Origin of the sequence: Allobosea sp. 117 (assembly GCF_000702305.1) — a bacterium.
Lineage (GTDB): Bacteria > Pseudomonadota > Alphaproteobacteria > Rhizobiales > Xanthobacteraceae > Ancylobacter.
Window position 1 is genome coordinate 71,189 of sequence record NZ_JNLC01000011.1, and the last position, 22,140, is coordinate 93,328.

Consider the following 22,140-nt stretch of genomic DNA (forward strand, 5'->3'; position numbering starts at 1 on the left):
GACGGTATTCAGGGCCGCCGACGCAACGGATTTTGCTCTCACCGCAGAGAAGTGTAATTTGTCGCCAGCCTGAGGGAGGACCCTGGGTGAGAATGCGGCCGCATCGCGCGCGGGACGGCGCGGCCCGAAGGAAGACACCATGCTCGATGTGACATCCGACGCCAATGACCGCACGCTGCTGATCGTCGACGACGATCGTCCGTTCCTGCAGCGCCTCGCCCGCGCCATGGAATCGCGCGGCTTCAACGTCACCACCGCCGAGACGGTGGCCGACGGCCTCGCCCGCGTCGAGGGATCCGCCGCGCCCGCCTATGCGGTGGTCGACATGCGGCTCGGCGACGGCAACGGGCTCGACGTGATCTCGGCGCTGAAGCGCCGCCGGCCGGACGCGCGCGGCATCATCCTCACCGGCTACGGCAACATCGCCACGGCGGTGAACGCTGTGAAGATGGGCGCGGTCGACTATCTGGCGAAGCCCGCCGACGCCGACGACATCTGCGCCGCGCTGAACGCGCAGGCCGAGCACAAGCCGCAGTTGCCTGAGAACCCGATGTCGGCCGACCGGGTGCGCTGGGAGCACATCCAGCGGGTCTACGAGCTGTGCGGGCGCAACGTCTCGGAGACCGCGCGCCGGCTCTCCATGCACCGCCGCACCCTGCAGCGCATCCTCGCCAAGCGTGCGCCGCGCTGAGGCCTGACGGCCCGGAACAACCGTTCCGGGTCTGGCCTTGCCTCACACCCTCAGCCCGTTCTCCTGCGCCAGATCCTTCAGGCTCCGTTCGGAGCGGGCGCCCATGTGGCTGATGATCTCCGCCGCGCAGAGCGCGCCGAGCTTGAGCGAATCCGCCGGCGCGAAGCCCTGCGCATGGCCGTGCAGATAGCCGGCGGCGAAGAGATCGCCGGCGCCGGTGGTGTCGACCACCCGCTCCACCGGATGCGCCGGCACCTCGACCAGATCGGAGCCGCTCACCGAGAGCGCGCCCTTCTCGCTGCGGGTGACGACGGCGCGCCTCACGTCCTGCCGGAGCTGGGCGAGCGCGGCGTCGAAATCGGCGGTCTCGTAGAGCGATTTCAGCTCGCCCTCATTGGCGAAGAGGAGATCGACCGTGCCCTCGCGCATCAACTTGAGGAATTCGGCGCGGTAGCGGTCGACGCAGAAGGCGTCGGACAGCGTCAGCGACACCGTTCGTCCGGCCGCGTGAGCGATGCCAGCGGCCTTGAGAAAGGCCTCCTTGGCGGCAGGCGGATCCCACAGATAGCCTTCGAGATAGGTGATGGCGGCACCCGCCACCGTGTCGGCGTCGACATCGGCGGGCGAGAGGTTCTGCGCCGCGCCGAGATAGGTGTTCATGGTGCGCTCGCCATCCGGCGACACCAGAATCAGGCAGCGCGCGGTGGCCGGCCCGTCGGCGGCGGACGGGGTGGCGAAGGCGACGCCGGCGGCGCGGATGTCGTGGCCGAATATGCTACCGAGGCCGTCATCCTTCACCTTGCCGACGAAGCCGGCGCGCCCGCCGAGCGCGGCGACGCCGGCGATGGTGTTGGCGGCCGAACCGCCGGAGACCTCGACGCCCGGCCCCATGGCGGCATAGACCGCCTCGGCGCGCGCCTCGTCGATCAGCGTCATGCCGCCCTTGCGCATGTCGTGGGCGAGCAGGAAATCGTCCTCGGTCCGGGCGAGGACGTCGACGATGGCATTGCCGAAACCGAGCACGTCGAGGCGGGGTGCGGTCAAGGGCGGGACCTTTCAGCAAGGGGCGAGGGGGAAAGGGCGAGCCCGCCTGCGGTAGCAGACGCCGTCCCGCCGGGCAACGGCGGGGAGACAGGCCGTGCCGCCGCTCGAAGGTCGGCTTCCGGACGGTATGCCGCCGTCTCGTCTCGATACCGCCGTTGAGCTATGAACGCGCATGGCACAGACAGACCAGCGCGCGATCAGACTGCGGATCATCATCGAGCAGCCGGTGATCGGCGTGCTCCACAGCCTTCAGGCGAAGGATGAATCGCCACTCGATCCGAAATATTCGCGCGAGGGTGAGGCGCTCCTGTTCGATTTCCAGGTCCGCGCGGGGCCGGGGTTCAAACTCTCGGGCGATCAGGTGCGCCGCGAAGGCTCCGTGCGGAGATTTGTCTATATCCGTATCGGTCAACTGGCCGGCGACCCCTCCTCACCCTGGTCCCGCCGGATGAAGATCGACATCCACGACATCGGACGCGACCTGCTGGATCGCGCGGCCGAGGGTGGAGGCGTCATCGAAACGGCGGTCATCGGCACCGGCAAGGACGGCACCCCGGCCTGCGCCACGGTGCCGCCGACAGGGCGGCGTATCGCCGAGCGCTGACGCGGGGCAGCCGCATGTATCGCAGGCAGGGCCCTACTCGCGCTCTCGGCTTTGCGCCGCCGGGCATGGCGGCCTATTGATCGGCGTTCCTCAGCGCCCGGTGTGCCCGAACTCCATGTCCCTCCTCCGCCACGCCTCGGCCGTCGCAGCGCTGACGCTCGCCTCGCGGGTGCTGGGCTTCGTGCGCGATGCGGCGGTGGCCGCGCTGTTCGGCGCCGGGGTGGTGGGCGACGCCGCGGTGGCGGGCCTCGCCATCCCGCAGATCGCCCGGCGGCTGCTCGGCGAGGCGGCGCTGAACGGCGCCATCGTGCCGGGCCTCGTCGCCGCCGAGCGGGCGGAAGGCGCAGTGCAGGCGCGCGCGGTGGCCGGCGCGACGCTGGCACTCACCGTGATGGCGGCGACCGGGCTCGCCATGCTGCTGTTCCTCTTCATGCCGCAGGCGGTCCGCGTGCTGGCCCCCGGCTTCGACGCCGGCGGGGAGCGGCTGGACGGCGCAGTGCTGGTCGGGCGGCTCGCCGTCGTCTGCCTGCCGCTGATGGCGGCGGCGGGCGTGCTGTCGGCGCTCGCCAACGCCTCGGGACGGATGCGCCTGCCGGCGGCCTCGCCGGTGGTCGGCAACATCGCCGTCCTGATCGTGCTGACCGCACTGGCTGTCCATCTCGCCGACCTGACCGGGCAGGCGACGACGACCGGCGGGACGGCCCTGGGATGGCTGGCGCTCGCCTCCGTCGTCGGCGCCGCCGCGCAGCTCGCCGTCATGGTGTTCGCGGTGTCGTCATGCCGGCTGGCGCCGTCGCGCTTCGGCCGGGAAGCGCTCGCCCGCGCGCGGCCGATACTGGCCGCGGCAGCGCCCTCGCTGCTCGCCGCCGCGCTGCCGCAGCTTCGTTTCCTGATCGCCGGCGCGGCCGCTTCCGGCGCGGTCGGCGGCGTCGCCGCGCTGTTCTACGCCTCGCGCCTCGTCGAATTGCCGCTCGGCGTGATCGGGGCCAGCGCCGGGGCGGTGCTGCTGCCTGCACTCGCCGCGCGGGTCCGGGACGCGGAGGAGGGGGCGCCGGTCTGGCGCGGCATGGAGGCGACGCTGGCGCTCGCTCTGCCCGCTGCCCTCGGCCTCGCCGTGCTCGCCGGGCCGATCGTGACGCTTCTGTTCGGCCGCGGCGCGTTCGATGTATCAGCCGTCGATTTAACCGCCACGGCCTTGATCTTCCTCGCACTTTCCCTGCCGCTGCAGGCGGCGGAGAAGATCCTCGCGGCGCTCGCCTTCGCCCATGGGCACCGCCGGCTGGCGACGCTGGCCGGACTGGCGGCGCTGCTGGTGGGCGGCATTGCCGGCTTCGCGCTGTCGCCGGTCATGGGCGTCGCGGGGCCGGCGCTCGGCGTGCTGGCCTCAAGCCTCGCGGGGCTGCTCGGCCTCGGCTACGGCCTGGTGCGCCACCACCATCTGAGCCTGGACCTGTCAGCGCTCCGGCGCGCGAGGATGTTGGCTTGCGCCACTATGGTCATGACCATGGTGGTCGCGTTTCTCGCCCATTTTCTGGCGGAAACGCTGGCGGCGGGCGGGCTCGGCGGGGTGGCGGCGCTCGCCGGCATCATCGCCGCCGGCATGGCGGTTTATGCTGCGGCTGCCTTCCGGTTCGGCGCGCTCGACCGCAAAGCACTCTCCGCCGCCCTGCGGCGCGGATGACCGCCTTCAAATCAGCCCCTTCACTTGCCGGCCCGGCGCCCGCATGGCAATACGCGCCGGCTTTTCTTGGGCGCGCCGCGACCGCGGCGCCGGCGACGGGACTATCCGACCATGGCCTTCCAGCAGCGCGTGTTCTCCGGCGTGCAGCCGACCGGGAACCTGCATCTCGGCAATTACCTCGGCGCCATCAAGCGCTTCGTCGAGCTTCAGGACAGCTATGACTGCCTCTATTGCGTGGTCGACCTGCACGCCATCACCGTCTGGCAGGACCCGGTCGAGCTGAAGCGCTCGATCCGCGAGGTCACCGCCGCCTATCTCGCTGCCGGCATCGACCCCAAGCGCCACATCGTGTTCAACCAGAGCCAGGTCTCCGGCCATGCCGAACTCGCCTGGGTGTTCAACTGCGTCGCCCGCCTCGGCTGGCTGAACCGCATGACCCAGTTCAAGGAGAAGGCCGGCAAGGACCGCGAGAACGCCTCGGTCGGGCTCTACGCCTATCCGAACCTGATGGCCGCCGACATCCTGCTCTACCGCGCCACCCATGTGCCGGTGGGCGAGGACCAGAAGCAGCATCTCGAGCTCGCCCGCGACATTGCGCAGAAGTTCAATAACGACTTCGGCACCTCGATCGCGGCGAACGGGCTGGGCGAGACCTACTTCCCGCTGCCCGAGCCGCTGATCGGTGGCCCGGCGGCGCGGGTGATGAGCCTGCGCGACGGCTCGAAGAAGATGTCGAAGTCCGACCCTTCCGACCTCTCGCGCATCAACCTGTCCGACGACGCCGACGCCATCGCCTCCAAGGTGCGCAAGGCCAAGACCGATCCCGAGCCGCTGCCGGGCGAGGTCGAGGGGCTGAAGGGCCGGCCGGAGGCGGAGAATCTCGTCGGCATCTATGCCGCGCTCTCCGGCACCGGCAAGGAGGAGGTGCTGGCGAGCTTCGGCGGCGGCCAGTTCTCCACCTTCAAGGGCGCGCTGGTGGAGCTGGCGGTGGACAAGCTCGGGCCGATCGGAGCGGAGATGAAGCGCCTCGTCGCCGATCCGGGCCACATCGACGCGGTGCTGCGCGACGGCGCCGATCGTGCCCGCGCCATGGCCGACGTCACCATGCGCGAGGTGAAGGACATCGTCGGCCTGGTGCGCTGAGACGCCGAAACGAAAAGGACGCAGCCACCCGGCCACGTCCTCCCGATACTCGTTGTCTCACCGGCAGGTCGCGAGGGGGCCGCGCCCTGCGCAAACGCCGTCGCGGATCACTTGCTGCCGCGGCCGACGAGGCCCTGCGAGGTCTGCTGGGCAGGGGCCGCGACGACCGCCGCATTCCGGCCCTCAATCACCGGCGCTGAGGCAAGCGTTTCGCTGCGCAGGGTCTGTGCATAGGCCGCGCGCTCGGCATCGTCGCGGCCGCCGGCATAGGCGACATTCGCGCCCAGGGTGGCGAGGGCGATAGTGGCGATCAGGATCTTGTTCATTGTCGGTCTCCATCCATTCGCGGATGGGCGCCGCGCCATGCGGCGTCTCATCTCGTGTGAACGGAGAGTCGCTCATGCCTTTCCGCAACTCCAGAAGCAATATAGCGACGTTGATATTGCAGTTTTGCCGATAACATCGCCCTGATCGTGTGTTGAAAGATCGCCGCACCGCCCTATCGGCCGGCAACGGAAATGACGTAGCCTTCGCCGCTTCAGCTTGGGAATCCGGACTCGGGCCGGACGGGGGACGACATGCCGCGCAGGCGACAAAGCCATGAACCCGGACACCGCCGGAAATTCCTGGTGGTGATCGACGAGACGCCCGAATGCGACCGCGCGGTCTATTATGCCGCGCGCCGCGCCGCCCGCACCGGCGGCGGCGTGGTGATGCTCGCCGTGCTGGAGCTCGCCGACGTGCAGAGCCAATGGCTCGGCGTCGCCGACCTGATGCGCGCCGAGGCGACCGATAAGGCGCAGGCGAGCCTCGACAATTTCGCCGCGCGCTCCCGCTCGATCTCCGGCATCGAGCCGGAGCAGGTGATCCGCGAGGGTCAGGTCGCCGAGGAGATCGTCAAGCTGATCGAGGCGGACGAGGACATCGCCATCCTCGTGCTCGCCACAGGCACCGGCAGCGAGGGGCCGGGGCCGCTCGTCTCCGCGCTCGCCTCCGGTGCCTGGGCCGGCCTCGCCGTACCGATCACCATCGTGCCCGGCAGCCTCAGCGACTCCGAGATCGACGCACTGGCGTAAGCCGCTTGCCTCACTACAATCCGATCCCGTCGCCGATCGAGATTTCCCGCTGACCGCCGCGCCACCCGACAGGAGACAGATGTGGCGTTCACATCGCCGCCGCCCGTGCATGCCTTCTGGATCGGCGCCGAACTCGGCCTCATCAGCCGGACCTGCCTCACCTCCTTCGTCAGGGTCGGCCATCCCGTCACGCTCCATGGCTATCAGCGGCCCGCCGACCTGCCGACGGGCATCGTCTTTTCCGACGCCGCACGGATCGTCCCGCCGCACCGGGTCACCCGCCATCGCGCCACCGGCAGCTACGCGTTGTTCGCCAACATCTTCCGCTACCGCCTGCTGGAACAGTGCGACGGGATCTATGTCGATTGCGATGTCTTCTGCCTGAAGCCGCTGGAGATCGACGACTATCTGTTCGGCTATGAGGACGAGACCACTCTGAACACGGCGATCCTGCGCCTGCCGAAGGATTCCGCGCTGCTCAGATCGCTGAACGAGGTATCGGACGACCCGGCGCCGATCCCACCCTGGATGCCGCCCGAACTGCGCGCGGAACTGCGCCAGAAGGCCGAGGTCGGACAGCCTACGCTGCTGGAGGACCTTCCCTGGGGCGTGATCGGACCGCGCGCGCTCACCTGGCTCGCGCGGGAGCACGGCGTCGATAGACACGCCCTGCCGGTCGACGTGCTCTATCCTGTGCATTACGGCGCGGTGGACCGGCTGCTCGACCCCGAGCTGACCGTCGAGAGCCTCATCACGCCGCGCACCCGCTGCGTTCATCTGTTCAACGAGATGCTGCGCCGGCTCGATCTCAGCCGGATACCGAAGACCTCCCCGCTCGGGCGCATGATCACCATGACCCGATAGCTGCGGTGGACGGGGTTCGCCAAGACTTCCTTTGGCGCGCGCGACGACCTATCTATGGGTGAGCCAGAACCATGCCGCCGGGGCCTTGAACCCCGTGCGGAAGGAGCCAGACCGAAATGTTCATCCAGACCGAAGCCACCCCCAACCCGGCGACGCTGAAGTTCCTGCCCGGCCGCAGCGTGCTCGGCGCCGGCACCTTCGAGGCCCGCTCGCCCGACGAAGCCGGGCGTTCGCCGCTCGCCGCGCGGCTGTTCGAGATCGACGGCGTAACCGGCGTGTTCTTCGGCTCGGACTTCGTCACCGTCACCAAGGCGGGCGGCGAATGGGCGCACATGAAGCCCGCCATCCTCGGCGCGATCATGGAGCACTTCGTCTCCGGCCAGAAAATCCTGCCCGACGAGCATGAGCACGGCGAGGACGACGCCTTCTTCGAGAGCAAGGACGCCGGTGTCGTCGACACCATCCGCGAGCTGATCGAAACCCGCGTGCGGCCGGCGGTCGCCAATGACGGTGGCGACATCACCTTCCGCGGCTACAAGGACGGTGTCGTGTTCCTCGCCATGAAGGGCTCCTGCTCGGGCTGCCCATCCTCGACGGCGACGCTGAAGAACGGTATCGAGAACCTGCTGCGCCACTTCGTGCCGGACGTCGTCGAAGTGCGCCCGGTGTGATCCCGTCGTGAGGTCGTCTTCTGCCGGCACGTAATCCGTTGCATGCTCACCGGTTGGGAGCCGACGACGCATGCTGATTCTCGCCATCGACACCGCCCTGGAGGCCTGTTCCGTCGCGCTCTACGACGCGGCGGAGGAGGAGACGCTTGCCCTCGAATCGCGGCCGATGGCGCGCGGTCACGCCGAGGCGCTGGTGCCGATGGTCGGGCGGGTGATGGCGGGACGCGAATTCTCCACCATCGACGCCTTCGCCGTCACGGTCGGCCCGGGCAGCTTCACCGGGCTCCGGGTCGGGCTCGCCGCCGCGCGCGGCTTCGGCCTCGCCACCGGCCGCCCGGTGCTCGGCATCTCGACGCTGATCACGCTCGCCGCGCCGCTGCTCGCCGCGGATGACGCGGTGCCGGTGGTGGCGGCGATCGATGCCCGGCACGACAATGTCTACATGCAGATGTTCGGCGCCAGCGGGCGGGTGCTGATGGGCGCGCGCGCGATCGGCGTGCGCGAGGCGGTGCGCGCGGTGGCCATCGGCCCGGTGCGGATGGTCGGCTCGGGCGCCGGCGTGCTGGCGGCGCACTGGCCCTCGGGCGAGGCGGCCCCGCTGCTCGTCGACGCGACGGCGATTCCCGACCCGACATGGCTCGCGCGCCTCGCCGCCGTCGCCGACCCCGCCCGCTCGAAGCCGCGCCCGCTCTATCTGCGCGGCCCCGACGCGCGTCCGCAGGACGCGGCGCGGATCGCCCGGCGCTGAAACGCCATGCAGATGCGGTGGCTTCAACGTCTCTGGCCCGCCCGGGAGCCGTCCATCCGCGCGGCGAACACTGCGGACGCGCCCGCGCTCGCGGTGGTGCATGCCTCCTCCTTCCACATCGCCTGGGACGCTGCGGAGTTCGAGCGGCTGCTCGCCGAGCGCCTCACCCGCGCGCTGGTGGCGACGGACGGGCCGGCCGGCCCCGTCGTCGGCTTCATCCTGACCCGCGGCGTCGCGCCGGAAACCGAGATCCTCTCGGTGGCGGTGGCGCCCCGCTGGCGGCGGCAGGGCCTCGCCCGGCGGCTGGTCGACGGCGCGCTCGGGCGCCTCGCGGCGGAGGGCTACACCACGGTTTTCCTCGAGGTCGAGGAAGGTAATGGAGGCGCGCGCCGCCTCTATGAACGTGCGGGTTTCCACGAGATCGGCCGGCGCGCCGGCTATTACCGTACCGCCGCGGGCACGCCCGCCAGCGCCATCGTCATGCGGCGCGATCTCACCTGACGAAACGGTTGCCCCCGGCGGCGGGTAGTCCTAAGGCTGTTCGCGAAAACGGAAACGGGCGAGAGATGAGCGACAAGCCCACCAGCATCGAGGAAGCCTGCGTCACGCTCGGTCTGCGCATGACCGACCAGCGGCGGGTGATCGCGCGCGTGATCGCCGATGCGCAGGACCATCCCGATGTCGAGGAGCTGCACCGGCGGGCAGCGGCGGTGGACGACCGCATCTCCATCTCCACCGTCTACCGGACGGTGAAGCTGTTCGAGGATGCCGGCATCATCGAGCGCCACGATTTCCTCGACGGGCGCTCGCGCTACGAGCCGGTACCGGACGAGCACCACGATCATCTGATCGATCTGCGCTCGGGACATGTCGTCGAGTTCCAGTCCGAGGAGATCGAGCGGCTGCAGGAGGAGATCGCCCGCAAGCTCGGCTACCGGCTGGTCGGCCACCGGCTGGAGCTCTACGGCGTGCCGCTCGACAGCAAGCCCAAGGGATAGACCCTTCCGTGCGCGCGATCCTCGTGCTCGTGCCGGTCGTCATCGTCACGCTCGTCGGCATCCCGCTACAATGGCTGTCGATCAGGCTGAAGCTGCCGAGCCGGCGATGGATTCCGGTGCTCTACCACCGGTTCCTGCTGCGGATGATCGGCACGAGGATACGCGTGGTCGGCGCGGTCACGGCGACGCGGCCGCTGATTCTGGTCTCCAACCACGTCTCCTGGCTCGACATACCGGTGCTCGGCGCGCTGGCGCCGCTCGGCTTCGTCGCCAAGAGCGAGGTCGCCTCCTGGGCCGGCGTCGGGCTGCTGGCGCGCCTGCAGCGCACCGTCTTCGTCGACCGCAACAGCCGCAGCGCCACCGGGCGCGTGAACCGGGAAATCGCCGAGCGGCTCGCCGAGGGCGACCCGGTCGTGCTGTTCGCCGAAGGCACGTCGAGCGACGGCAACCGCGTGCTGCCCTTCCGCTCCGCCTTGCTCGGGGCGACCCGGCAGGCCTTCGGCGAGGGACCGCCGGCCAGCGTGCAGCCGCTCGCCATCGCCTATGTCGGCTTCGGCGGCATACCGATGGGGCGGCCGCGGCGCCCGCAGGTCGCCTGGTATGGCGATATGGACCTCGCCCCGCATCTGTTCGCCCTGCTGAGGCGCGGCGCCGTCGACGTCGAGGTGCATGTCGGCGCGCCGGTCGAGGCGTCCGAGCGCAAAGCCATCACGCTGGCGGCCGAGCGGGCGAGCCGCGCCATGCTGGCCGGGGCGCTCACCGGGCGGACACGCGCCGCGCAGGGAAGCTGAGCCGAAGCACACCGCTGCGCATTCCCTTTTCGGGGGAATCCCGTTAATAGAAGGATCAGGCGTGGCCGAGGAGACGTTGACGATCTCAAAGAGGGAACGAGCGACGATTTGTGCGGACGCCTTCACCACGGCGTCGCATGAGCGCGCCACAGTTCCCAGTCGGTTCCGCATCGCCGGGCTTGCATGTGTCGCAACGCCGCCGCGGTTCCGGTCGATCGAAGCGCAATGAGCGAGCCCCGCAAGCTTTACGTCAAGTCCTTCGGCTGCCAGATGAACGTCTATGACGCCCAGCGCATGACGGACACGCTGGCGCGCGAAGGCTATGTCGAGACCGACAGGCCGGACGACGCCGACCTGGTCATCCTCAACACCTGCCACATCCGCGAGAAGGCGGCCGAGAAGGTCTATTCCGAGCTCGGAAGGCTGCGCAAGCAGCAGGAGGAGCAGGGCCGCAAGACCATGGTCGCGGTGGCCGGCTGCGTCGCGCAGGCGGAAGGGTCCGAGATCATCAAGCGCGCGCGGGTGGTCGACCTCGTGGTCGGTCCGCAGAGCTATCACCGCCTGCCCGAGCTGATCGCCAGTGCCGAACAGCGGCGGGGTGTGGTGGAGACGGAGTTCCCGGTCGAAGAGAAGTTCGACCATCTGCCGCCGCCCACCCCGGCGGCGATCGCCAAGCGTGGGCCGACCGCCTTCGTCACCGTGCAGGAAGGCTGCGACAAGTTCTGCACCTTCTGCGTCGTGCCCTATACGCGCGGCGCCGAGTTCTCGCGGCCCGTCGATAAGGTGCTGGACGAGGTAAAGCGCCTCGCCGATGCCGGCGTGCGCGAGGTCACGCTGATCGGCCAGAACGTCAACGCCTATCACGGCCTCGACGCCCATGGCCGTCCCGCCGGCCTCGCCGAGCTGGTGCGCCGCGTGGCGGCGATCGGCGGCATAGCGCGCGTGCGCTACACGACGAGCCATCCGCGCGACATGGACGAGGGGCTGATCGCCGCGCATCGCGAGATTCCGGCGATGATGCCTTATCTGCACCTGCCGGTGCAGTCGGGCTCGAACCGGATCCTCGCCGCGATGAACCGCAAGCACGACCGCGAGCTCTATTTCGAGCTGGTGGCGAAGGTGCGCGCGGCGCGCCCCGACATCGCCTTCTCGTCGGATTTCATCGTCGGCTTTCCAGGCGAGACCGACGAGGACTTCGCCGACACCATGGACCTCGTGGAGAAGGTCGGTTTCGCCGGTGCCTTCTCGTTCAAATATTCGCCCCGCCCCGGCACCCCGGCGGCGGGCGAGGAGGATCAGCTCCCCGAGGCGGTGAAGAACGAGCGGCTCTATGCGCTCCAAGCGCTGCTCGACCGCCAGAAGGCGGCGTTCGACGAAGCCTGCCGCGGCCGGCGCTTCGACATCCTCCTGGAGAAGCCGGGCCGGCTACCCGGCCAGCTCATCGGCCGCTCCCCCTATCTCCAGTCCGTGGTCGTCGTCGCGCCGCCGGCGGCACTCGGGACGCTGGCCACCGTCGAGGTGCGCGAGGTCTCGACCAAGAGCCTTTCCGCCGAAATCCTCGGCGGCGAATTCTTCCACGGCGATATTCTACCGCGTGAGCGTGCGTATGCAGGCAGTGCCGACAGCGTCAGGACCGGCGCGGCATCCTCCGCGCCCACACAGGAGGTAGAGGCTTGAGCGTGCGTCGCCCCGGACACGATAGCGACCGACGGAGTTCCAACCGCACGCTGGTGGGGGCGCGCGCCGGCGCCGCCGGCACCGCGTCAGCCAGCCCCCCGCGCTGGCTGCCCCCGGATGCCGACGGGCCGACGCAGATCGTGCTCGCCTTCGACGACAACCGGCTCGCCAGCCTGCTGTTTGGCCATTACGGCCAGAACCTCGCCTTGATCGAGCGGCGGCTCGAGGTGGTGGCCGAGCAGCGCGGCAACCATGTGACGCTGGAGGGCACGCGCGAGGCCTGCGACCAAGCCCGCCACGTGCTGGAGACGCTCTATGCCCGGCTGAAGCAGGGTGCCGAGCTCAGCCAAGGCGATGTCGAGGGGGTGATCCGCGAGGCGGCCGCGCAGGGCTTCCTGTTCGACTTCGACCCGGCGACCCGCAAGCAGAGCTTCGACGAGATCCAACTGCGCCGGCGCCCGGTCCGGGCTCGCACCGCGGCGCAGGATGCCTATATCCGTGCCCTGAAGCGGCACACGCTGGTGTTCGGCGTCGGCCCGGCCGGCACCGGCAAGACGTGGCTCGCAGTCGCGTATGCGGTGCATCTGCTGGAACGCCGGGCGGTCGACCGGCTGATCCTGTCGCGCCCGGCGGTGGAGGCCGGCGAGCGGCTTGGCTTCCTGCCGGGCGACATGAAGGAGAAGGTCGACCCCTATCTGCGCCCGATCTATGATGCCCTGCACGACCTGATGGACCGGGCCTTCGTCGAGCGCGCCCTTGCGTCGGGCGAAATCGAGATCGCCCCGCTCGCCTTCATGCGCGGCCGCACGCTGGCCAATGCCTGCGTGATCCTCGACGAGGCGCAGAACACGACGTCGATGCAGATGAAGATGTTCCTGACCCGGCTCGGCGAGAACTCGCACATGATCGTCACCGGCGATCCGAGCCAGATCGACCTGCCGCCCGGCCAGACCTCCGGTCTCGCCGAGGCGATCACGCTGCTGCGCGACGTCGAGGGCATCGAGGTCTGCCACTTCCAGGCGGCGGACGTGGTGCGCCACGAGCTGGTCGGCCGCATCGTCACGGCCTACGACAACAAGGGCAAGCCGCCGGCCGCGGCAGCCGCGCCGCAGGATTCCACGCCGAGGGAATCTGCCCCAAGGGAATCCGCTCCATGAGCGATGGCAGTAGACCCGAGGCCGACCTCGTCGCCGTCGACGTGCTCGTCGAGACGGATGGCTGGTCGGCCGTGCCGGACGCCGCCGCCATCGTCGAGGCGGCGGTGAGGGCGGCCTGCGCGGCCGCCGCGCCCGGGCTGGAGCCTGGCACCGAGGTCGCGGTGATGCTGACCGACGACGCGCATATCCGCGTGCTCAACCGCGACTGGCGCGGCAAGGACAAGGCGACCAACGTGCTGTCCTTCCCGGCGCCGGACGAGGACGCCTTCCAGGAGGCGCCGCATCTCGGCGACATCGCCATCGCCTTCGAGACGACGCAGCGCGAGGCGGCCGAGGAAGGCAAGCCGATCGCCCATCATCTCGCGCATCTCGCCGTGCACGGCGCGCTGCACCTCATCGGCCACGACCATGAGGACGGGGAGGAGGCCGAGGCCATGGAGGCGACGGAGCGTCGCGTGCTGGCCGGCCTCGGCGTGCCCGATCCCTATGCCGAGACCGAACCCGTCATTTGATCTCATTGATATTGAACGCAGAAGAAAGCCATGTCCGACCCTGTTTCCCGCTCCACGCCGCCTCCCGCCGAGGCCTCTGCCGAAGGGCCAAGTAGCACCGCGCGCAGCGGCGCCTCCGGCGCGGGCGCGGATTATCGATCCGCCGAGCCGCGCGAGCGTGCCGGCCTGTTCGACCGCCTGCGCGGCCTGATCGCCGGCTGGCGCGGCTCCGGCTCGCTGCGCTCCGACCTCGCCGAGGTACTGGCCTCGGACAGCGACGTGGCGGCCGATCTGACCGCCACCGAGCGGACCATGCTCCGCAACATCCTGGAGCTGCGCGACCTCAGGGTCGGCGACGTGATGGTGCCACGCGCCGACATCGTGGCGGTGCAGAAGGATATCAGCCTCGGCGAGCTGCTCGCCGTCTTCGCCAATGCCGGCCATTCGCGCCTCGTCGTCTACGACGACACGCTCGACGACCCGGTCGGCATGGTCCATATCCGCGACCTCGTCGCCCATCTCACGCAGAAGGCGATGACGCCCCGCGCCAAGGCGGCCGCGGGAGACAAGGCTTCCACCGGCGAGAAGGCCCCCACCGGCGAAGGCTCGCCCGCCGCGGAGCGGAGCGCCGGCGCGGCGCCGGACGCCAGGCCGCCGAGCTTCAACCTCAAGGCGATCGACCTCTCCGCGCCGCTGAGCTCGGCGAAGCTGATCCGCCGCCTGCTGTTCGTGCCGCCCTCCATGCCCTCGATCGAGCTGCTCGCCTCGATGCAGGCCGGGCGCATCCACCTCGCCCTGGTGATCGACGAATATGGCGGCACCGACGGCATCGTCTCCATGGAAGACCTGATGGAGGAGATCGTCGGCGACATCGAGGATGAGCACGACGACGACGAGACGCCGATGATCGTGCGCCAGGCCGACGGCAGCTTCCTCGCCGATGCCCGCGCCGGGCTGGAGGAGGTGGCCGACATGGTCGACCCGGCCTTCGCGCTCGGCGAGGAGGCCGAGGAGGTCGACACGCTGGGCGGCCTGCTGGTCACGCTCGCCGGCCGGGTGCCGGTGCGCGGCGAGATCGTCGCCGGGCCGGGCAATTTCGAGATCGAGGTGCTCGACGCCGATCCGCGCCGGGTGAAGCGCCTGCGCATCGTCGTCGCCCGCGACGGCGCGGCGCGCGCCCGCCGCCGCGAACGCGGCGGCAATGAGGCTCCCGCGGCCCGCAACAGCCTGCCGCCGCCGGCCGAGCAGTCGGGCGGAGGCCCGCGCGCGGCCGCGAACCACGATTCGGACGCCGCGTGAGCCGGAGCGTGGCGGACCGGCCGTTGCTCGCACGCCGCTCCGCCGCGACCGGCCCCGACGGCTGGATGCGGCGCCTCGCCGACCTGCCGGCGGCGGCTGCCGACGGCATCATGCTGACCATCGGCTGGCGACGGCTGGCGGTCGCCTTCCTCGCCGGCGCGGTCTCGGCATTGGCCATGCCGCCCTTCTCGGTCTGGCCGGTACTGGCGCTGACCTTCCCCGTGCTGGTCCTGCTGATCGACAGCGCAGCGATCAGCGGCGGGCGCGGCCTCGCCGGTGCCGCCGCCAGCGGCTGGTGGTTCGGTTTCGGCTATTTCCTCGCCGGCCTGTGGTGGATCGGCAATGCCTTCCTGGTGCAGGCGGACGCCTTCGCCTGGCTGCTGCCGTTCGCCGTGCTCATCCTGCCGGCCGGGATGGCTCTCTTCATCGCGCTCGGGTGCCTGTTGGCGCGCCTCGTCTGGTGCGGGGGGCCGCTGCGCTTCCTCGCGCTGGCGGCCACCCTCACCACCTCGGAATGGCTGCGCGGCTGGGTGCTCACCGGCTTTCCATGGAACAATTTCGGCTATGCGCTAGCGAGCGACCTTCCCATCGCCCAGTCGGCGGCGGTGTTCGGCCTGTGGGGGCTGAGCTTCGTGGCGGTCGCGAGCCTCTCAAGCACCACCGCGCTCGCCGTTCGTTCTTCCGGCCGCTTCCTGCCCCCGCTGGTTGCAGCGCTCGTGCTCGCCGGCCTGTGGGGGGCCGGCTCTTGGCGGCTCGCCCGGACCGAAATCCCGACCGTGCCGGGCGTGAAGCTGCGCATCATGCAGCCTGACCTGCCGCAGGATCAGAAGTTCCGCTACGACGCCCGCAACGCGGTGATGGACCTCTATGTCGGCACCAGCCGCAGCGCCGGGCTGGAGAACGTCACCCATCTGTTCTGGCCGGAATCTGCCTTCCCGTTCTTCCTCGAACGGGAGCCCGACGCGCTGCTGCGCGTCGCCGACCTGCTGCCGCCGGGCGCCATACTCGTCACCGGTGCGGCTCGGCTCGGCCCGCCGCTGCCCGGCTCGGACAGGCCGCAGGTGTTCAACAGCCTGCGGGCGATCGGCTCGGACGGCGCCATCCTCGCCACCGTCGACAAGGTGCATCTGGTGCCCTTCGGCGAATATCTGCCCTTCCAGAACCTGCTGGAGAGCCTTGGCCTCGAACAGCTCACGCGGGTGCGCGGGGGCTTTGCGGCGGCGCCGGCCCGGCGGGCGATCGCCATTCCGGGCTTGCCGGCGGCAGCGCCGCTGATCTGCTACGAGGCGATCTTCCCCGGCGCCGTGCTGCCGGAAGCGACGGCCGCCGGCCCGGCGAAGCGGCCCGGCGTGCTGCTCAACGTCAGCAACGATGCCTGGTTCGGCATGACGCCCGGCCCCTACCAGCACTTCGCGCAGGCGCGGCTGCGCACCGTCGAGGAAGGCCTGCCGATGATCCGGGCCACCAACAACGGCATCTCGGCCATCATCGATCCGCTCGGCCGAATCACCGGCATGCTACCCTTGGGTGCGCGCGGGGTACTGGATGGGGAGCTGCCGGCGGCCGCGGCTCCCACGCTCTACAGTCGCATTGGCAACACGGTACCGTTCGTTCTCGTAATGTCTGCCTTCGCCGCGGCGCTTTGGGCACGACGGCGATCTACACGCATAGGTTGATCGACGCTCCTCCCCGCTTTGCCTAGACTGCCGGCCCCGGGGGCTAGCGTCACTCCTCGTTCCAGCGAGAGCGAGGAGGTTTTTCTGTTTGCATATAGGAACGTCGATGACCAAGAAGTCTCCCAATCCGATTGACAAGCATGTCGGCAGCCGGGTTCGCATGCGTCGCATGATGGTGAATATGAGCCAGGAAAAGCTTGGGGAGAGCTTGGGCATTACCTTCCAGCAGATCCAGAAGTACGAGAAGGGCACGAACCGGATCGGGGCCAGCCGGCTTCAGCACATTTCGACGGTGCTCGGTGTCCCGGTCTCCTTCTTCTTCGACGGCGCGCCGTCGGGAGTACCTGCCGCCAACGGCTTCGCCGAGGATGCCTCGCCGGCCTTCGTGTCGGATTTTCTGGCGACATCGGAAGGACTTGCGCTCACCCGCGCGTTCACCCGCATCTCCGACGCCAAGGTGCGGCGCCGCGTCGTCGACCTCGTCGAGGCGATCGCCGGAGACGAAGCGCAGGCGTGAGGAAAGGCGTGGCACGAGGGCCACGCGTTCTTTTTTCCGAACGAATTCTTCGCAACAGCCTTGACCGCCCGACAGGCTCTTGTCAGAAAACGAGGGCCGGTCGCCCCGTGGGCGGCGGCCTCAGAGCATGTTTGATCCGCGGACATGCTTCCGTTTGGACCGCGAGCTCTTTCCCGACGCTGATCCGCTACGCCGGCAAGGAAGGGCTCTAGCCGAGGAGACGCGCCCCGTGTCCCGCCAAGACTATCTGTTCACCAGCGAATCCGTTTCCGAAGGCCATCCGGACAAGGTCTGCGACCGCATCTCCGACGAGGTGGTGGACGCCTTCTTCCGCCACGGCCCCGAATATGGCTGGGATCCGGGACAGCTACGCGTCGCCTGCGAGACGCTCGCCACCACCAACCGCGTGGTGATCGCCGGCGAGACCCGCGGTCCCTCGCAGATCACCCGGGACTACATCACCCATCTCGCCCGGCTGGCCATCAAGGATATCGGCTACGAGCAGGAAGGCTTCAGTTGGGACAAGGCCGAGGTCGACGTGCACCTGCACGCCCAGTCGGCCGATATCGCCCAGGGTGTCGATTCGGCCAACAACAAGGACGAGGGCGCGGGCGACCAGGGCATCATGTTCGGCTATGCCTGCCGCGAGACCCCGGAGCTGATGCCGGCGCCGATCTTCTACGCCCACAAGATCCTGAAGCTGCTTGCCAATGCCCGCCATTCCGGCGAGAGCACGGTGCTCGGCCCCGACGCTAAGAGCCAGGTGACGGTGCGCTATGCCGGCGGCAAGCCGGTCGAGGTCACGCAGATCGTGCTGTCGACGCAGCATCTCGACGCCGACCTCTCGTCCCACGACGTGCAGTCCATCGTCGAGCCCTATATCCGCGAGGCGCTGCCCGAGGGCTGGATCACCCCCTCGACCATCTGGCACGTCAACCCCACCGGTAAGTTCGTGATCGGCGGCCCGGACGGCGATTGCGGCCTCACCGGCCGCAAGATCATCGTCGACACCTATGGCGGCGCGGCCCCGCATGGTGGCGGCGCTTTCTCCGGCAAGGACCCGAGCAAGGTCGACCGCTCCGCCGCCTATGCCGCGCGCTATCTCGCCAAGAACGTGGTGGCCGCCGACCTCGCCGACCGCTGCACCATCCAGATCGCCTATGCGATCGGCGTGTCCGACCCGCTCGCGGTCTATGTCGACCTGCACGGCACCGGCAAGGTCGACGAGGCTAAGCTCGAGGTGATCCTGCGCGAGGTGATGAACCTGCGCCCGCGCGGCATCCGCGAGCATCTCGAGCTCAACAAGCCGATCTATGCCCGCACCTCGGCCTATGGCCATTTCGGCCGGCCGGCCGAGGAGGATGGCGGCTTCTCCTGGGAGCGCACCGATCTCGCCAAGGAAATCCGCTCGGCGCTGAGCTGAGCCGCGCGACATGGCAGGGCCCCCGGTTGCGGGCGCCCTGCGCCGGCTATAATCGGGGCGGAGATCACTCCGCCCCGAATGCGTTATGAACCACTCCTCCTCCGATCACGGGCCCACCGCGCCGCGCGAGGCCGCTTTCTACGGGCGACGGCGCGGCAAGCCGCTGCGCGCGGGGCAGGCCGGACATCTTGCCCATGACCTGCCGGCGCTGGCGATCGACGTCGACGCGATCCCGCCGACGCTGGCCGCGCTGTTCCCGGTGCCGGTCCGCGCGGTGCGGCTGGAGATCGGCTTCGGCGGCGGCGAGCGGCTGATCGACGACGCCAGGAGCCATCCCGACATCGGCTATATCGGCGCCGAGGCCTTCCTCAACGGCCTCGCCAAGGCGACCACCGCGATCGCCGAGTCCGGCCTGAAGAACGTGCGCCTCCACGGCGACGACGTGGTGCCGCTGCTCGACCGGCTGCCCGACGGCGCGCTGGAGCGCATCGACCTGTTCTATCCCGACCCGTGGCCGAAGCGCCGCCACTGGAAGCGCCGCTTCGTGCAGCCGGACAATCTCGACCGCGTCGCGCGGCTGCTCCCGCCGGGGGGCACGTTCCGCTTCGCCACCGACGTCGAGGGCTACGCCGCCTGGACGCTGCGGCACCTGGCGGCCGATCCGCGCTTCGAGTGGACGGCGCGGCGCGCCGACGACTGGCGCCGGCCTTTCCCCGGCTGGCCGGGCACCCGCTACGAGGCCAAGGCGCGGCGGGAGGGACGTATACCGTGTTACTACGAGTTCCTGCGCATCTGAATACCGGGTGGTATAGTCGGAACAACGCGAGGGACGGCGCGTTGTCCGATGGTTCCCAGTCGACAGGAGAGTACCGATGGCCGAATCCAGCGCGCAGGACGATTTCGCCAAGCTCAGCGCCGATCTCGCGACCTTGCGCGCCGACGTCGCCAAGCTCGCCGATACCCTCACCACGCTGGCGAAGGCCGAGGGCGAGGCGGTCGGCGCCGCGGTCCGCCATCAGGTGAAGCGAGGGGCGGCGCGCGCCGAGGCCACCGCCACCAACCTGCTCGACGAGGGCGCGGCGGCGCTGCAGGACGCCAAGGAGCGCGCCCAGTCGCTCACCAGCGACGTCGGCGGCGCCATCGAGCGCAACCCCTTCGGCGCCGTGGTGGCGGCGCTCGGCATCGGCTTCGTGTTCGGCCTGCTGACGCGGAGCCGGTGATGCTGCATTTCCTGCTCGGCCTCGCCGGCGTCGAGCTCAGGCTCACCGCCCGCCGGGCGGCGACGACGACGCTGCTCTTCGCCCTCGGCGGGACGATGCTGGTGTTCGCCATCATCGGCCTCCTGGCGGCGATCTTCATCGCGCTGTCGCTCGCCTATGACCCGATCGTCGCGGCACTGCTGGTGGCGGCGGGGGCTTTCCTGATCGGTACCATCCTGCTGGTCGTCGCCTATGCGCGCCTGCGCGCGCCGGCGCGGCGGCCGGGAGCGATGGGCCTTCCCCTCGCCGGCCTGACCGTGCCTCCGCCCGGCCCGGCCGCGGCCGGTCCGCCGCAGCCTCCGCTCAAGGCCAGCACGGTGCTCGGCATCGCCGCGGGAGCGGCGCTGATCGGGCTCATCCTCGGCCGCCGGCTCTGAATTCCGGGTGCCGCCGCGCGCAGCCGTGATGACGCGCGGCCGGCCGATGGCGCGCGCGTCCTTGCGGTGGCGCGCAAAAAGGACCAATCTGCCAAACCGGGCGTGGGGCTGTCTTCAAGTCGGCCGGCATGCGGCAGATATCTGCGGCTGCCGCTCGGCTTTTCGCCGCTGGAGGTTTCCGACTTGACGTTTCGACGCATGCCGCTGCGGCCTTCTGCGGCCGCGCTTGCCACGCTTGTGCTGCTCGCCGGCGCCCTCCCCGCCTTTGCCGAGGCCCCGCCCCAGAGCCTGATCGCGCGCTCGGCTCCCGCCGGCAACTATCTCGCCGCGCGCCTCGCCGGCTCCGAACGGGACACCGCCGCGGCCGCGGCCTATTACCGCGCGCTGATCAAGGTGTTCCCGCGCAGCGGCGAGATCCTGGAGCGCGCCTTCCTCACCTTCCTGGCCAATGGCGACATCGACGAAGCTGTCGACCTCGCCCAGCGCATCGTGAAGATCGATCCCGAGCATCGGCTTTCGCGCCTCGTGCTCGGCGTCAAGGCGATCAAGGCGAAGCAGTACGTCACCGCCCGCAGCAATCTGCGGCGCGCCGGGCAGGGCGCCATCGCCGAGCTCAGCGCGACGCTGCTCGCCGCCTGGAGCCAGTTCGGCTCCGGCAATCCCCGCGCCGGCGTCGAGATGATCGATTCGCTGCAGGGCCCGGACTGGTACGCCGCCTTCAAGGATTACAATGCCGGGCTGATGCTCGACGCGGCGGGTCTGAAGAAGGACGCCGGCCGGCGCCTTGAGGAAGCGCTCAAGATCGATTCGAAGACGCTGCGCGTGGTCGACGCCTATGCGCGCTGGGCCTCGCGCAACGGCGACAAGAAGGTCGCCATCGAGACCTATGAGGCCTTCGACAAGGTGCTGCCCAACGATCCGCTGGTCGAGCAGGCGCTGAAGGAGGTCGAGGCCGGCCGCTCGCTGCCGCCGCTGGTCGACACCGCGCAGCAGGGCGCGGCGGAGGTGCTGTACGGGCTCGGCTCGGCGCTCGGCCGGCAGGGCGGCGAGGACCTCGCCCTCGTCTATCTGCAGCTCGCCCACTGGCTCGATCCCTCGCACCCGCTGATCGAGATCACCCTCGCCGACCTCTTCGAGAGCATGAAGAAGTATGACGAGGCGATCGCGCTGTTCCGGCGCGTGCCGGCCAACTCGCCGCTGAAGCTGAACGCCGACATCCAGCTCGGCCTGAACCTCGACGCCGCCGGCCATTTCGACGAGGCCCGGACGGCGCTTGAGGCCGCCGTCGCCAAGAACCCGAGCGACATGCGGGCGATCGTCGCGCTCGGCGACGTGTTGCGCGCCAAGCAGAAATATCCGGAGGCCGCCGAGGTCTACACCAAGGCGATCGACCAGTTGCAGGCGCCGACCTCGGCAAACTGGACGCTCTATTACTTCCGCGGCACCTGCTACGAGCGCACCAAGCAGTGGGAGAAGTCCGAGGCCGACCTCAAGAAGGCGCTGGAGCTCCGGCCCGACCAGCCGCATGTGCTGAACTATCTCGGTTATTCCTGGATCGACCAGGGCGTGCACCTCGACGAGGGCATGGATATGATCCGCAAGGCGGTCGCCCTGCGGCCGGACGACGGCTATTTCATCGACAGCCTCGGCTGGGCCTATTACCGGGTGAAGCGCTACGACGACGCGGTGCGCGAGCTGGAGCGCGCGGTCGAGCTGAAGCCGGACGAATCGGTGATCAACGACCATCTCGGCGACGCCTACTGGAAGGTCGGCCGCAAGCTCGAGGCGCGGTTCAAGTGGAACCATGCGCGCGACCTCAAGCCCGAGCCGGACGATCTCGCCAAGATCGAGCGCAAGATCGCCGTCGGGCTCGACGAGGCGGAGAAGGCGGCCGAGACGCCGCCGATCGCCCCGACCGCCGCCAAGCAGAACGGCGGCTGATCCACTCGCCCT

At 69.7% G+C, this 22,140-nt stretch carries 24 protein-coding genes; 22 read left to right on the plus strand and 2 right to left on the minus strand.

The features are described from left to right. The first annotated feature begins 139 nt into the window (after positions 1 to 139). On the plus strand, positions 140 to 691 hold the full coding sequence (locus U742_RS0107005; RefSeq protein WP_029351424.1) for an ActR/PrrA/RegA family redox response regulator transcription factor: 552 nt from the start codon (positions 140 to 142) through the stop codon (positions 689 to 691). Between the two features lie 42 nt (positions 692 to 733). On the opposite strand, the gene U742_RS0107010 is transcribed toward U742_RS0107005, so the two are convergent. Next, positions 734 to 1,735: an adenosine kinase gene (locus U742_RS0107010; protein WP_029351426.1), complete on the minus strand. Its 1,002-nt coding sequence runs from the start codon at positions 1,733 to 1,735 to the stop codon at positions 734 to 736. Positions 1,736 to 1,907: 172 nt separating this feature from the next. Here U742_RS0107010 and U742_RS0107015 point away from each other — a divergent pair, with 172 nt between their 5' ends. From U742_RS0107015 to trpS, 3 genes are all read left to right on the plus strand, one after another. Continuing rightward, entirely contained in the window at positions 1,908 to 2,339 is a 432-nt protein-coding gene (locus U742_RS0107015; protein WP_029351427.1) for a DUF5990 family protein, read from the plus strand. 115 nt (positions 2,340 to 2,454) lie between these two features. After that, a complete protein-coding gene (locus U742_RS0107020; protein WP_029351429.1) occupies positions 2,455 to 4,020 on the plus strand; it encodes a lipid II flippase MurJ in 1,566 nt (521 codons plus the stop codon). 111 nt (positions 4,021 to 4,131) lie between these two features. Continuing rightward, positions 4,132 to 5,163: a tryptophan--tRNA ligase gene (trpS, locus tag U742_RS0107025; RefSeq protein ID WP_029351431.1), complete on the plus strand. Its 1,032-nt coding sequence runs from the start codon at positions 4,132 to 4,134 to the stop codon at positions 5,161 to 5,163. Positions 5,164 to 5,270: 107 nt separating this feature from the next. Here the strand turns inward: trpS and U742_RS0107030 are convergent, their stop codons facing one another. Beyond that, positions 5,271 to 5,489: a hypothetical protein gene (locus tag U742_RS0107030; protein WP_029351433.1), complete on the minus strand. Its 219-nt coding sequence runs from the start codon at positions 5,487 to 5,489 to the stop codon at positions 5,271 to 5,273. A 252-nt stretch (positions 5,490 to 5,741) separates the two neighbouring features. Here U742_RS0107030 and U742_RS0107035 point away from each other — a divergent pair, with 252 nt between their 5' ends. The 18 genes from U742_RS0107035 (at position 5,742) to U742_RS0107120 (ending at position 22,128) form a co-directional block, all read left to right on the plus strand. After that, positions 5,742 to 6,239: a universal stress protein gene (locus tag U742_RS0107035; RefSeq protein WP_029351435.1), complete on the plus strand. Its 498-nt coding sequence runs from the start codon at positions 5,742 to 5,744 to the stop codon at positions 6,237 to 6,239. Positions 6,240 to 6,320: 81 nt separating this feature from the next. Next, entirely contained in the window at positions 6,321 to 7,103 is a 783-nt protein-coding gene (locus U742_RS0107040) for a glycosyltransferase family 32 protein (RefSeq protein ID WP_029351437.1), read from the plus strand. A 116-nt stretch (positions 7,104 to 7,219) separates the two neighbouring features. After that, a complete protein-coding gene (locus U742_RS0107045; RefSeq protein ID WP_029351439.1) occupies positions 7,220 to 7,774 on the plus strand; it encodes a NifU family protein in 555 nt (184 codons plus the stop codon). Positions 7,775 to 7,844: 70 nt separating this feature from the next. Continuing rightward, positions 7,845 to 8,522 carry a tRNA (adenosine(37)-N6)-threonylcarbamoyltransferase complex dimerization subunit type 1 TsaB gene (gene tsaB, locus U742_RS0107050; protein ID WP_029351441.1) on the plus strand — a complete coding sequence of 226 codons (678 nt, stop codon included), beginning with the start codon at positions 7,845 to 7,847 and terminating at the stop codon, positions 8,520 to 8,522. A gap of 12 nt (positions 8,523 to 8,534) precedes the next feature. Next, the gene (locus U742_RS0107055) at positions 8,535 to 9,023 is read left to right on the plus strand and encodes a GNAT family N-acetyltransferase (RefSeq protein ID WP_029351443.1); all 489 of its coding nucleotides are present in this window, start codon (positions 8,535 to 8,537) and stop codon (positions 9,021 to 9,023) included. 65 nt (positions 9,024 to 9,088) lie between these two features. Then, entirely contained in the window at positions 9,089 to 9,520 is a 432-nt protein-coding gene (locus tag U742_RS0107060) for a Fur family transcriptional regulator (RefSeq protein WP_029351445.1), read from the plus strand. Positions 9,521 to 9,528: 8 nt separating this feature from the next. Continuing rightward, positions 9,529 to 10,311 (plus strand): lyso-ornithine lipid O-acyltransferase, encoded by a 783-nt coding sequence (locus U742_RS0107065; protein ID WP_029351447.1) that lies wholly within the window; start codon positions 9,529 to 9,531, stop codon positions 10,309 to 10,311. A 225-nt stretch (positions 10,312 to 10,536) separates the two neighbouring features. Further along, entirely contained in the window at positions 10,537 to 11,988 is a 1,452-nt protein-coding gene (gene miaB / locus U742_RS0107070) for a tRNA (N6-isopentenyl adenosine(37)-C2)-methylthiotransferase MiaB (protein ID WP_051660931.1), read from the plus strand. A 107-nt stretch (positions 11,989 to 12,095) separates the two neighbouring features. Further along, a complete protein-coding gene (locus U742_RS0107075) occupies positions 12,096 to 13,145 on the plus strand; it encodes a PhoH family protein (protein WP_197028219.1) in 1,050 nt (349 codons plus the stop codon). Beyond that, positions 13,142 to 13,657 carry an rRNA maturation RNase YbeY gene (gene ybeY, locus U742_RS0107080; RefSeq protein ID WP_029351452.1) on the plus strand — a complete coding sequence of 172 codons (516 nt, stop codon included), beginning with the start codon at positions 13,142 to 13,144 and terminating at the stop codon, positions 13,655 to 13,657. Before U742_RS0107075 ends, ybeY begins: the two co-directional genes overlap by 4 nt. A 30-nt stretch (positions 13,658 to 13,687) precedes the next feature. Then, positions 13,688 to 14,935, plus strand: a complete 1,248-nt coding sequence (locus tag U742_RS0107085; RefSeq protein ID WP_029351454.1) for a hemolysin family protein — start codon at positions 13,688 to 13,690, stop codon at positions 14,933 to 14,935. Continuing rightward, positions 14,932 to 16,611, plus strand: coding sequence for an apolipoprotein N-acyltransferase (lnt, locus tag U742_RS0107090; RefSeq protein WP_348981012.1), 1,680 nt, complete (start codon positions 14,932 to 14,934; stop codon positions 16,609 to 16,611). The genes U742_RS0107085 and lnt overlap by 4 nt, the downstream gene beginning before the upstream one ends. 106 nt (positions 16,612 to 16,717) lie before the next feature. After that, positions 16,718 to 17,128 (plus strand): helix-turn-helix domain-containing protein, encoded by a 411-nt coding sequence (locus U742_RS0107095; protein WP_029351458.1) that lies wholly within the window; start codon positions 16,718 to 16,720, stop codon positions 17,126 to 17,128. Between the two features lie 229 nt (positions 17,129 to 17,357). After that, entirely contained in the window at positions 17,358 to 18,551 is a 1,194-nt protein-coding gene (gene metK, locus U742_RS0107100) for a methionine adenosyltransferase (RefSeq protein WP_029351460.1), read from the plus strand. A gap of 85 nt (positions 18,552 to 18,636) precedes the next feature. Beyond that, positions 18,637 to 19,347, plus strand: a complete 711-nt coding sequence (trmB, locus tag U742_RS0107105; protein ID WP_029351462.1) for a tRNA (guanosine(46)-N7)-methyltransferase TrmB — start codon at positions 18,637 to 18,639, stop codon at positions 19,345 to 19,347. A 76-nt stretch (positions 19,348 to 19,423) separates the two neighbouring features. Continuing rightward, entirely contained in the window at positions 19,424 to 19,771 is a 348-nt protein-coding gene (locus U742_RS0107110) for a hypothetical protein (RefSeq protein WP_029351464.1), read from the plus strand. Beyond that, the gene (locus U742_RS0107115) at positions 19,771 to 20,187 is read left to right on the plus strand and encodes a phage holin family protein (protein WP_029351465.1); all 417 of its coding nucleotides are present in this window, start codon (positions 19,771 to 19,773) and stop codon (positions 20,185 to 20,187) included. Before U742_RS0107110 ends, U742_RS0107115 begins: the two co-directional genes overlap by 1 nt. A gap of 183 nt (positions 20,188 to 20,370) precedes the next feature. Further along, positions 20,371 to 22,128 carry a tetratricopeptide repeat protein gene (locus tag U742_RS0107120; RefSeq protein ID WP_248310293.1) on the plus strand — a complete coding sequence of 586 codons (1,758 nt, stop codon included), beginning with the start codon at positions 20,371 to 20,373 and terminating at the stop codon, positions 22,126 to 22,128. The last annotated feature ends 12 nt before the right edge of the window (positions 22,129 to 22,140 follow it).